General features: G+C 64.0%; 10 protein-coding genes. 6 read left to right on the top strand and 4 right to left on the bottom strand.

Translation table 11 applies throughout. From position 1 onward, the window contains the following. Positions 1–20: 20 nt before the first annotated feature. Positions 21–1,313: a hypothetical protein gene (locus tag IPJ87_05950; GenBank protein MBK7941403.1), complete on the top strand. Its 1,293-nt coding sequence runs from the start codon at positions 21–23 to the stop codon at positions 1,311–1,313. Here IPJ87_05950 and IPJ87_05945 read toward each other — a convergent pair. Both IPJ87_05945 and IPJ87_05940 read right to left on the bottom strand, forming a co-directional pair. Next, positions 1,310–3,859, bottom strand: a complete 2,550-nt coding sequence (locus IPJ87_05945) for a cation-translocating P-type ATPase (GenBank protein MBK7941402.1) — start codon at positions 3,857–3,859, stop codon at positions 1,310–1,312. The genes IPJ87_05950 and IPJ87_05945 overlap by 4 nt on opposite strands. A 3-nt stretch (positions 3,860–3,862) precedes the next feature. Further along, positions 3,863–4,849, bottom strand: a complete 987-nt coding sequence (locus IPJ87_05940; GenBank protein MBK7941401.1) for a sodium:calcium antiporter — start codon at positions 4,847–4,849, stop codon at positions 3,863–3,865. A 65-nt stretch (positions 4,850–4,914) separates the two neighbouring features. Here IPJ87_05940 and pdeM point away from each other — a divergent pair, with 65 nt between their 5' ends. Further along, positions 4,915–5,604, top strand: a complete 690-nt coding sequence (gene pdeM, locus IPJ87_05935) for a ligase-associated DNA damage response endonuclease PdeM (GenBank protein ID MBK7941400.1) — start codon at positions 4,915–4,917, stop codon at positions 5,602–5,604. Positions 5,605–5,607: 3 nt separating this feature from the next. Here pdeM and IPJ87_05930 read toward each other — a convergent pair whose 3' ends face one another. Continuing rightward, complete coding sequence (locus IPJ87_05930; GenBank protein ID MBK7941399.1) at positions 5,608–6,030, bottom strand: hotdog fold thioesterase; 423 nt, start codon at positions 6,028–6,030, stop codon at positions 5,608–5,610. A gap of 360 nt (positions 6,031–6,390) precedes the next feature. Here IPJ87_05930 and pcaF point away from each other — a divergent pair, with 360 nt between their 5' ends. From pcaF to IPJ87_05915, 3 genes are all read left to right on the top strand, one after another. Continuing rightward, complete coding sequence (gene pcaF / locus IPJ87_05925) at positions 6,391–7,599, top strand: 3-oxoadipyl-CoA thiolase (protein ID MBK7941398.1); 1,209 nt, start codon at positions 6,391–6,393, stop codon at positions 7,597–7,599. Positions 7,600–8,446: 847 nt separating this feature from the next. After that, positions 8,447–9,220, top strand: a complete 774-nt coding sequence (locus tag IPJ87_05920) for a hypothetical protein (GenBank protein ID MBK7941397.1) — start codon at positions 8,447–8,449, stop codon at positions 9,218–9,220. A gap of 26 nt (positions 9,221–9,246) precedes the next feature. Next, the gene (locus tag IPJ87_05915) at positions 9,247–9,858 is read left to right on the top strand and encodes a DUF1801 domain-containing protein (protein ID MBK7941396.1); all 612 of its coding nucleotides are present in this window, start codon (positions 9,247–9,249) and stop codon (positions 9,856–9,858) included. A 66-nt stretch (positions 9,859–9,924) separates the two neighbouring features. Here the strand turns inward: IPJ87_05915 and IPJ87_05910 are convergent, their stop codons facing one another. Further along, entirely contained in the window at positions 9,925–10,188 is a 264-nt protein-coding gene (locus IPJ87_05910; GenBank protein MBK7941395.1) for a type B 50S ribosomal protein L31, read from the bottom strand. A gap of 138 nt (positions 10,189–10,326) precedes the next feature. On the opposite strand from IPJ87_05910, the gene IPJ87_05905 reads away from it, so the two are divergent. Then, positions 10,327–11,811, top strand: coding sequence for a hypothetical protein (locus IPJ87_05905; GenBank protein MBK7941394.1), 1,485 nt, complete (start codon positions 10,327–10,329; stop codon positions 11,809–11,811). Positions 11,812–11,816: the final 5 nt, after the last annotated feature.

Below are 11,816 nucleotides of genomic sequence, written 5' to 3'. Positions count from 1 at the left end.
CCGCCCCGATCACCATGTGCATGCGTCCGTTCACCTTCCTGTCCGCCTTCTGCCTCTTTGTGAACCTCCACGCCCAAGGTCCCGACCTGGTGGGCTACTGGCACAACTGGAACGATGCCAACGCGCCCTACCTGGAGCTGAGCCAGGTGGATCCGCGCTACACCGTGATCGAGGTGAGCTTCGCCGTGCCCGCAGTGGGCAGCACGTACGACATGGTCTTCTCTCCGGCCGAGACCGCTCCCGCCACCTTCATCGCCGATGTGGCTGCGCTGCAGGCGCAAGGGAAGAAGGTGCTGATCAGCATCGGCGGGGCCAACGCCACCGTACACCTGGACAGCGATCCCGAGCGCGACCAGTTCGTGAGCAGTTTGCTGGGCATCCTCGACACCTACGGCTTCAACGGCATCGACATCGACCTGGAAGGCGCATCGGTGGCCATCAGCGGCGGCACCATCGCCAACCCCACCGATGCCCGCGTCATCCGCCTGATCGACGCGGTGAACAGCATCGCCGACCAGTACGAGGCCACGCACGGCGTGCCCATGATGCTCACCATGGCTCCGGAGACGGCTTATGTGCAGGGCGGCATGAGCGCGTACGGCGGCATCTGGGGCGCCTACCTGCCTATCATCGATGCGTTGCGGAACCGCTTGGACATTCTGCAGGTGCAGCTGTACAACAGCGGCAGCATGTACGGCATCGACGGCGGAATCTACACCCAGGGCACGACCGACTTCATCGTGAGCCAGACCGAGGCGCTGCTACAGGGCTTCCAGACCAACGGCGGCTTCTTCGCCCCGCTGCCGCCGGAGAAGGTGGCCATCGGCCTGCCCGCCTGTCCGCTCGCGGCGGGAGGCGGCTACGTATCCCCCGCCGTGTTGGAGCAGGCCGTGGACTACCTGCGCAGCACGGGCCCGCAGCCCGGCAACTATCAGCGGATGGCCACATACCCCACCCTGCGCGGGCTGATGACCTGGAGCATCAACTGGGACGCCGTGGGCAGCTGTGCCGCGGCCGATGAATATGCGCAGGCTTTCGAGGACATCTTCGGCATCCCGACGGCTGTGCAGGAAGCGCCTCATGATGGTGTCACCGTGTGGCCGGTACCCGTGGATGCGGGCGTGCTGCAGATCGCCGGCCTCCAAGGTGGCGAGGACCTGACCCTGCTCGATGCCCTGGGCCGGGTGGTGGCCTCGGTACGCGCCTCATCCGGCCGCGTTGATCTGGCCTTCGACCACCCCGCAGGCGCGTACGTGCTGCGCGTGGAGCGCGATGGTGCCCCCGTGACCAGCCGACACGTGGTGATGCGTTAAGCGAGCCTTGGGGAGATCAGCTTCTCCACCTCCACCCCGATGAAGACCACGGACGAGAGCGCCGTTACCACCACGAGCTCCTCCAGTGTGAGCGCCTGCGTGTGGAAGATGCCCTGGAACACCGGGACGAAGGTGACCAGCGCCTGAAGGCCGAAGGTGAGCGCCACGGCCCCTAGCAGCGCTGGGTTCGAGAAGAATTGGGTGCGGAAGAACGAGCATTCGGTGCGGATGGCCCACACATGGCCCATCTGGCTCAGGCAAAGCACGTTGAAAGCTATGGTCTGCCAGTGCGCGTGACCGGTGCGGATGGCCCAGGCCTGGGCGGCCAACGTGACCCCGCCCATGAGCAGGCCGACCCACAGGATATGGACACCGAGCCCATGCGCGAAGAGGCTCTCCTTGGGATGGCGTGGTTTCCGCTGCATGAGGTCGCGTTCGGCCGGCTCAAGGGAGAGGAAGAGCCCGGGCAGTCCGTCCGTGACCAGGTTGATCCAGAGAATGTGCACGGGCAGCAACGGGATCGGCAGTCCAATGAGCGGGGCCAGCGCGATGGCCCAGATCTCGCCGGCATTGGCCGTGAGGATGTACTTGATGAACTTCCGGATGTTGTCGAAGACCCGCCGCCCCTCGCGTACGGCGTGGGCCAGCGTCGCGAAGTTGTCGTCCAGAAGCACCATGTCGGCGGCCTCGCGGCTCACATCGGTGCCGGTGATGCCCATGGCCACACCAATGTCGGCGCGCTTCAGTGCGGGGGCATCGTTCACGCCATCACCCGTCATGGCCACAAAGTGCCCGTGCTCCTGTAGCGCCGCCACGATGTCGAGCTTCTGCTCGGGTGATACCCGGGCGATGACGCGCAGGTGATCCACCCGTTGGCGCAGCCCCCGCGCATCGAGCTTGGCGAGCTCGGCGCCGGTGATCACGCTGCGTGGGTCGTCAGCTTCCGCAGGGCTCAAGAGGCCGATGCGTCGTGCGACGGTGCGCGCGGTGACCGGGTGATCGCCGGTGATCATCACCGTGCGGATGCCAGCGCCGTGGCAATCGGCGATGGCTTGCGGCACCTCGTCGCGCGGCGGGTCCTGGATGCCGGACAGGCCGATGAGCACGATGCGGCGCTCAAGCTCATGAAGATCATCCGGCAGCTCACCCGCAGGCAATTCTCGGTAGCCGAGCGCCATCACGCGCAAGCCCTCTTCCGCGAGGCGATCGGCCTCTGATCTCCAGCGGGGATCAGGCGCAGGCACGTGCTCCCGCAGGGATTCCAATGCGCCCTTGATGAAGAGCAGGTGGCGGCCATCGGGCATGCGATGGATGGTGCTCATGCACTTGCGCACGGCATCGAAGGGTACTTCGGCCACGCGGGGCAATTCACTCTGGGCATCAGCCTTCCGCACGCCAGCTGCCTCGGCATGTTCGAACAGCGCGAGCTCGGTGCCCTCGCCCACCGGCCCCTCGGGCCCGTGGAGCACGTCGTTACTGAGAGCCATCGCCTGGAGCAGTCGCTGGCGCTGCGCTTCATCAAGCACCACGAGTTCCTCCACACGCATGCGGTTGCGGGTTAGCGTGCCGGTCTTGTCGGTGCAGATCACGGTGACGGAGCCCAGCGTTTCCACGGCGGCCAGGCGGCGCACGAGGGCCTGCTGCTTCACCATGCGTGCGGCAGAGAGTGCGAGCGAGACCGACATCAGCGCGGGCAGGGCTTCCGGGATCGCGGCCACGGCGAGAGAGATGGAGGTAAGCAGCAAGGTCATCGGATCGCCGCCGCGCAGCCAGCCCACGGTGAAGAGCACCGCGCAGATGGCAAGCACGGCCACGGCCACCACTTTTCCGAAGGCCGCCATGCGCTTCTGCAACGGTGTGGCCGCGGTGCCTTGGTCCAGCAGCTTGGCGATGCGGCCCATCTCGGTACGCATGCCGGTGGCCACCACGATGCCCTCGCCGCGGCCCTTGGCCACCACGGTGCCCTTGAAGCCCATGTTGCTGCGATCGCCCAAGGACAGGTCGGCCAGGTGAAGCTCGCCGGGCCGCTTGGCGGTGTCGAGCGATTCGCCGGTGAGCGCGGCCTCCTGCATGCGCAGCCCATGGCACGCGGTAAAGCGCAGGTCGGCGGGCACCACCATGCCGGCCTCGAGCAGCACCACGTCACCCGGCACCAGTTCGTGTGCGGGCACATTGCGCATCACGCCACCGCGTCGCACGGTGGCCTGCGGGGCCGCCATGCGTTGCAGGGCCTCCAAGGTTTTCTCCGCGCGGAACTCCTGCACCACGCCGATCACGGCGTTCACCAGCACGATGGCCAGGATGATGATGGTGTCCGTGATGTCGCCCACTGAGCCGGCCACCACCGCAGCCGCAAGCAGCACGATGATCATCAGGTCCTTGAACTGGGCGAGGAAAAGGCCAAGGACAGTGCGCTTACGCTTGCCCTCCAGTTCATTCAGGCCATGCTCGATCCGGCGCTCCTCGGCTTGGGCCTCGCTCAATCCCTGTTCATCGACGCCCAGTGCCTGACGCAGTTCACCGATCTCCAGCAGGTACCATTTCATGGGTCATGAGAGCCGATAAAGCAGGATGAGGTTGACGACATACACCACCATGATCAGGAAGGTGTCCCACGCCAATAGGAAGCGCTTGGGTGCGGTGCGGAAGGTGAGCCCCACGATCACGATGGCGCTCATGATGATGGTGCTGAGCACCGAGATCAGGTGTGCCTCGGAGGCGTCCTTCAGCAGGAAGCCGCCGCGATACACCAGGTCGTCGATGGCGAGGATGACGATGTTGAAGAGGTTGCTGCCAAGCAGGTTCGAAACGGCCATGTCCATCGCCCCGATGCGCAGGGCCGAGACGCTTACGGCGACCTCGGGGAGCGAGGTGGAAGTGGCCAGCAGCAGAGTGCCGACGAAGGAGGCCTTCAGACCGGTCTCCTCGGTGATGGTCTCGGCGAAGCCCGGCAGGAAGAGGGCAGCAGTGATGACCACGGTGGCGTGCACCGCATACCAAAACACCACGCGATTCAGGCCGGAGCGGTCGGGCGCATCCGCGCCAGCCACGATCGGATCATGGCCCAGATGATGATACACCATGCGCATGGCCACGAGGTAGACCCCCACGAACATGATGCTGAGCGCACCCACCCAGCCCATGATGGTGTACTGATCCGGCAGGAAGATGCCGAAGCCCACGAGCGCCAGCAGCACGATGCCCAAGGCTGCGCTCAACACCTGCTTAGGCTCGACCGAATGAAGCAGCCCCGGTCCGCGGTGAAATGCATCGAGCACCGAGAGGATGAGCAGGTTGAACACGCAGCTGCCGAGCACGTCGCCCACGGCGAGGTCGGCGTTGCCGTGGATGCCCGCGGAGCCGATGCCCACGAAGAGCTCGGGCAGGGAGGTGACGGTGGCCATGAGCACCAGACCCAGCCACGCGCGGCCCATGCCGGTGAGCTCCGCGAGGCGGTCGCCCAAGCGTGCGAGGTGGGCACCGCTGAACCAGATGGCGGCTGCGCAGAGGATGAATCCGAGGGAGGTGATGAACATCGGGTTGTGGTGAAAGTAAGTCCGTGAGGCATCAACGGCTCGTGGCGTGAAGTACTTTGGTCCTGATGCTGCCCTATGATGTTCAGCTCCATAGCGCCGGGGGACGGTTCACCATGCACCCGTTCGGTGGGCTGTACTGGCACGAACGCAAATGGCTGCTGGTGGCCGACCTGCATCTTGGGAAGGCGGCGCACTTCCGGAAGGCCGGGGTCCCGCTCCCGGAAGGAGATGATCAAGCCACCTTGGATCGGTTGACCCGGGTGATGGACCATTTCAGTCCTGACCGATTGCTCATCCTAGGCGACCTGTTCCACAGCGATCTGAATCGCAGCTGGGATGGATTCGTGGCCTGGTGCCGGTCGCGGTCGGAGGAACTGCATGTGGTGCCTGGAAACCATGATCGGCTCAGTGAGCGACGGTATCAGGATGCCGGGCTGCGTGTCGAACAAGAGGAGGTGGTCGAGGACGGGATCACATTGTGCCACGATCCCGTGGGAACGAATAGCGCCGGTGATGGCTATCGTATCGGAGGACATGTGCATCCTGGGGTGGTGTTGACCGGTACCGGTCAGCAACGGATCACGCTCCCCTGTTTCGTCGTTGGACCCAGGAGCACGTTGCTCCCTGCGTTCGGTCTCCGCCAAGGTCTTTTCAGGGTCAGGCCCACACCCCTACAGCGCATCTTCGCCTGCACACCGACCAGTGTGCTGGACGTGACCGGCGTGTCCATCCCCATTGGATCGCGGACACGGTGATCGTCAGACCGTCCAGTTGTCTCCAGTGCGGAACACCGTCCCCTTGAACAGGGCCACGATGCGGTCGCGCTGGTCAGTCACGCACACCTCATATGTGGCGAAGCGTGCGGACCGGTTCCTCTCCGTGGCAGTTGCCGTGAGGGTGTCGCCTGTATGGACCGGTCGCGTATGGGTGATGTTGGTCTCGATGCTGACGGCTTGAACGCCGTGCGAATTCGCAGCGAACGCCAGAGCACTGTCCGCCAAGCTGTATGCAACGCCGCCATGAGCGATGGCGAAGCCGTTCAGCATCTCCTGCCTAACGGTCATACGAAGGACGCAATGCCCCGGTGCCACGACCATTCGTTCGACCCCCAGCCAGCGGCTGAACGGGTCATGGTCGTACATCTTCGCAACGACGCGCTCGGCAAGGGTCTGGGGGTCCATGGGTCCAATGTAGCGGCCTGGGCCAGACCGGGTCGGATGTATGTATGGCCATACATATGTTCATTGGCTATGGTCGGCAAGTCCCAGGTGTCGGGTAACCCACGGCAGGACTGACTTCTACCGTTCATCACCGACGTGGAGAGCGACTCTCTTCGATCCGTGCTTCGCATGGAGTGAGAACGACAAGAACCTGTTTAAACCATTATGGGACAGCGAGTTGCGGCCGGATAGGACTGAACACGACCGGTCCGTACATATGTATGGCCATACATACGTCCGGGGATGTACCACCCGAGCGACACCTTCTGCCAGACACCCATCCCAACCCCTGTCGCATCTTCGCACCCTTGTTCACCCTCCATGGCCTCCAACGCGTACGTCATTGATGCGGTCCGAACGCCCATCGGGGCTTTCGCAGGGTCCCTCGCCTCGGTCCGTGCGGACGATCTTGCTGCCCACGTCCTTCGTGAGCTGGTCAAGAGGCATCCCGGACTTGATCCCGCAGCCATTGATGACGTCATTCTGGGTTGTGCCAACCAGGCCGGTGAGGACAACCGCAACGTGGCCCGCATGGCGCTCCTGTTGGCCGGGCTCCCTGTATGTGTGCCAGGTGAAACCGTCAACCGGTTGTGCGCCAGTGGTATGAGCGCCGTTGTCCAAGCCGGTCGCGCGATCCAAGCCGGCCAAGGTGATCTTCTCATTGCCGGCGGTGTGGAGCACATGACCCGCGGTCCTTGGGTGATGAGCAAGACCAGCACTCCGTATGGAAGGGATGCCCAGCTCCACGACACCAGCTTTGGCTGGCGCTTCGTGAACCCTGCCATGAAGGAGAAATATGGCGTGGATGCGATGGGTGAGACCGCGGAGAACCTCATCGAGGCATCGCCCATCAGCAGGGAGGACCAGGACCGCTTCGCGCTCTGGAGCCAACGGAAAGCCGCGGCAGCGATGAGCAGGGGGCGCTTGGCCCGTGAGATCGTGCCCGTGCCCGTGCCGCAGCGGAAAGGCGACCCCGTTCTCGTGGAGCAGGACGAGTTCATCAAGCCAGGTACCACGCTCGAAGCGTTGGCCGGTCTGAAGCCCGCGTTCCGGCGGAACGGGTCGGTCACGGCAGGGAACAGCAGTGGACTGAACGACGGTGCCGCCGCCGTGCTCGTAGCGGGGGATGCCGCCTTGGAACGGCATGGATTGACCCCGATGGCGCGGATCGTGACGGCCGCCGTGACCGGCGTGGAGCCGCGGATCATGGGCATCGGACCGGTGAGCGCCACCCGGCTGGCCTTGAAGCGCGCCGGACTGCGGCTTGAGGAGATGGACCTCATCGAGATCAACGAAGCGTTCGCTGCGCAAGCCCTGAGCTGCACCCGTGCCTTGGGCCTTGCGGATGACGACCCACGCCTGAATCCAAACGGCGGCGCCATCGCTCTGGGGCATCCCTTGGGAATGAGCGGTGCCCGACTACTGCAGACGGCTGCCATAGGGTTGAAGGACACCGGTAAGCGGTACGCCCTGTGCACCATGTGCATCGGTGTCGGCCAGGGTTATGCCGTCATTCTCGAACGCTACTGAGCTACCTTCACATCAGTATTCACGGAACCCATGCTACGAACACTTGCCCTCCTCGCCTTGAGCGGCAACCTGATGGCCATGGCCCAACAGGCGCCGAAGGTGCGCGTGAAGGTGAAGGCCGATCTCGGACGCCGACTGGAGGACGGCACCACCCTGCACACCGTGGTGAAAGGGGATGAAGGCGCCTTGATCGCCATGCAGGTCCCGGCCGACGCAGCGGTGATCGGAGGCCGCCCTCAGGCCGGCATGGCCTGGAACCTGGTGACCTATGACCGCGCCACCCTCTCCCCCATCAAGAGCGCCGCTCCGAAGATGGTGTTCGGGGAGACGCCAGTGGCCGTGGAGACCATCGGCCGCCATCAACGGAAGCTCTGGCTGTTCGGTTCCAAGATCGATCTTGAGCGTTCGGGGATCCAAGTGCTCCGCCAGGAAATGAACCCCAGAAGCCTGCAAGGGGTGAAGGGAACCCAAGAACATGCCCTCCTCACCTTCGACCGCTTTGGAAAGGACCAGTCGTGGTTCGCTCCAGGCTCCGCTGTGGGTCTGACCTTCCTCCCCAGCGTGGACACCACCCGGTTCGTGCTCAACGTGGACCCGCGCAGCACCCAACGCCCGGGAGCACCCTGGTTCGCCGCCGTGTTCCACAAGGACATGAGCCTCTATTGGGCCCGGGCCATGGAGATCGACCCCGCGGTGAAGGACGTCGTGGTGGCCGGGTCCGTCTTGGACGGGGACGGAGTGCTCTGGCGGCTGGTGAAGTGGGTGACCGATCCCGCACCGAAGGTCAAGGACCAGGTGGGCTATTCGTGGGCCGTAGTGCGGATGGACAGCACAGGGCAACAGCAGGGTGATCGTCGATCTGCCGGGAGCACCTTATGCCCAGGACGTGCGCATGGCCCTGCGCAAGGATGGCGCGCTGATGGTGGCAGGCACGTACGGCGAACCCACCCTGCGGCGCGACCAGTCGAAGGGCCTGTTCTTCACCACCTTCGACCGGAAAGCGCTCGCGTGGGGACCCTTCAAGCTTCACACCTTGCAGCCTGCCATGGTGAAGGAAAAAAAGGAGTTGCAGGTGGACGTGGTGGCGGAGGATCTACAAGTGTTCAGCGATGGCGGAGCCGTCCTACTGGCGAACGAAAGCGCTTTGCGAACCATCCAGAGCAAGAACTTCGCGAATCAGCCGGTCACCCGCCAGAGCTATGTCACGAGCGACCTGCACGTGATGCGCGTGGATGCTGCGGGTGAACAGCTGTGGTACAGCGTCCTGGACCGGCAGATCAACCTGGAGAAACCGGGCCGGGGATCGCCCGTGGCCTTTGTCCAGAACGACCTGCTGCATGTGCTCCTCAACGATGACATGGCCAACGAGGAGATCCGCAGGTCCGGCGAACCCGTGCCACCCTTGGACGGTGGAGGTGAGGCGCTGCTGCTCGAGTTCAAGGCGGACGGGACCTCGAAAGCCCGCTCCGTCGTGAACGGAGGGGCCGATGTGGCCACCGTGCTGCCCGAACGGCGCTGGACGGTGGCGCCGAACGAGACCGTCATGCTGGCCGGTTTCAAGCTTCAAGGCGAGAAGACCTTCCCGTTGTCCGTGCAGTTCGAGCAGGAGATGAAACGTTGACCCGACCGACCGCTGAACCTACTGCCATGCTCCCTCAGGAACAGATCAACCTCTACATCGCTGAACAGCCCGAATGGCCACGCCGCACCCTCGTGCGTCTGCGACAGCTCATCCACTCGGTGGACGAGACCATCGAGGAGACCTGGCGGTGGAACATGCCCCATTACGACCATGATGGCATCATGCTCGGTACCATCGCGCTCAAGCACGCCGTCTGCGTGTGGTTCCACAAAGGGTCGCTGATCAAGGACCCGCACAAGCTCTTCGACAAGCCGGAGAAGGACGAGGCCAAAGGCATGCGCAAATACCGCATCGAGGAGGGTGGCGCCATCGATGAGAAGGCGTTCGTGGACCTGGTGAAGCAGGCCGTGAAGGTCAACATCAGCGGAGCGAAACTCCCGGATGCCAAGCCGGCCCGGAAGGCCGTGATCCTTCCGGAGGAGCTGGACGTGGTGCTGCGCAAGGACGAGGAGGCCTGGGCCATGTGGGAAGGCTTCACGGCGGCGCAGCAGCGGGAGTTCGTGGAGTGGATCACGGATGCCCGGAAGGACGAGACCCGCAAACGACGGGTGGCCGAGGCCTACCAGGAGATCCGCGAAGGCCGGACACGGAACGAGCGCTACAAGGTGAAAGGCTGATCGGCGACCCCGGAAAAGGAAAGCCCCCGGTCGGCGACCGAGGGCTTCCGAAGACGTGCTCGCCGATTACTTCGCGTCCTTGTTGTGGCGCGCGTAACGCTTGTTGAACTTGTCCACACGACCGGCCGTGTCGATCAGCATCATCTTGCCGGTGTAGAAAGGATGGGAAGTGTGGCTGATGTCCAGCTTCACGAGGGGATAATCGTTGCCGTCCTCCCACTTGATGCTCTCCTTGGTGGCCGCGCAACTGCGGCTCAGGAACATGTAATCGTTGGACATGTCCTTGAACACCACGACGCGGTAGTTCTCGGGGTGGATGCCGTCCTTCATGGTTCTGCGGTTCTCGGCCCGCCACTTCGTGCGACGGGGGCGCAAAAGTAAGCCGGATCGACCAGTTGACCAAATGGCCGTCCGGGCAATGATCGCAGGCCCCTTTCCGTAATGCAGGCCGAGCCATCTTTGCACCCCATGTCGCACCGCCCGATCCTTGCCCTGTTCGCCGGACTGTTCATCCTGGCGGGGTGCCGCAAGGACCTCCGGTTCACCGAGGACGGGGTCACCCTCGACTTCAGCCGCGACACGATCCTGTTCGACACCGTGTTCACCACGCTCACCACCTCGGTGACCAAGCGCTTCACGGTGCGCAACCCCGATGCCAACGCCGTGAAGGTCGATATCGTCCTGGTCGGCGGGCCCCCCTCCCCCTTTCGGATCAACGTGGACGGGCTCAGCGGCGACAGCTTCGAGGACGTGGAGATCCTGGGCAAGGACAGCATCTTCGTGTTCGTGGAGGTCCTGCCCGCTGCCGGAGGGGTCAACACCCCCTTCCTGGTGGAGGACTTCATCCGCTTCAACGCCAACGGCGTGGAGGGGTCGGTGCTGTTGCAGGTCTGGGGGCAGGACGCGGTGGTGTACCGGCCGGATCAATTCGTGCAGGGCTTCCCTCCCTTCTCCTACATCGCAGGCGGTTTCGACCAGAACGGGGTCCAGATCTGCGGAGAGACCGTGGTGTGGACCCCCGAAAAACCGATCCTGATCCTCGGCTATGCGGTGGTGGACAGCTGCAATGCCCTGGTCATCCAACCCGGAACGCGGATCCACGTCCACGGCGGGGGCGGTCTGTGGGTGTACAAGTACGGCCGCATCACCGCCCAGGGCCTCGTCGATCAGCCCATCGTCTTCCAAGGCGACCGCCTGGAGCCCGCTTATCAGGACCTGCCCGGGCAGTGGGACCGCATCTGGATCAACGAGGGTGAGGCCAATCAGGACCATGTGCTCGAGCATGTGCAGGTCCGGAACGCCCTCATCGGCATCCAATGCGAGACCTTCCCGCTGGATCCCCTGGCCCCGACCAGCGCGGCCAAGCTCGTGCTCAACAACGTCAGCATCCGCAACTGTTCGGCCGCCGGCATCCTGAGCCGCAACTACCGCATCACCAGCAACAACCTGCTGGTGGCTGATGCCGGGCAGTTCTGCATGGCCCTCACCGGGGGGGGCGAGTACTTCTTCAACCACACCACCGTCTCCAACTTCTGGTCCTACGACGTGCGGAACGATCCGGCCTTCCTGCTCACGAACACCTACCAGGGGATCGACGGGTCGGTGCAGGTGCGCGACATCACCAACAGCACGTTCCAGAACGGGATCATCCATGGGGCCAACAGCAACGAATTCCTGATCGAATTGGAAGCCGGGGCCACCACGCAGTACACCTTCACCAACTTCCTGCTCCGCACCGATCAGCCGACGAACGATGCGTTCCACTTCCCCGACCAGACCTCCATCATCCGCAATCTGAATCCGGCGTTCGTGGGCAGCGGCGATCAACACCTCACCGCGGCCTCGCCCTGCATCGATCGGGGCACGTTCAGCACGATCGAGGCGCTCACGGACCTGGATGGTCAGCCGCGTGGGTTCCCGCCCGATCTGGGTTGCTACGAATTCGTGCCCTGAGCGCC

Source organism: Flavobacteriales bacterium, assembly GCA_016713875.1.
Lineage (GTDB): Bacteria > Bacteroidota > Bacteroidia > Flavobacteriales_F > PHOS-HE28 > PHOS-HE28.
The sequence above is the reverse complement of the archived record's forward strand: the minus strand, read 5'-3'. Positions and strand labels throughout refer to the sequence as shown.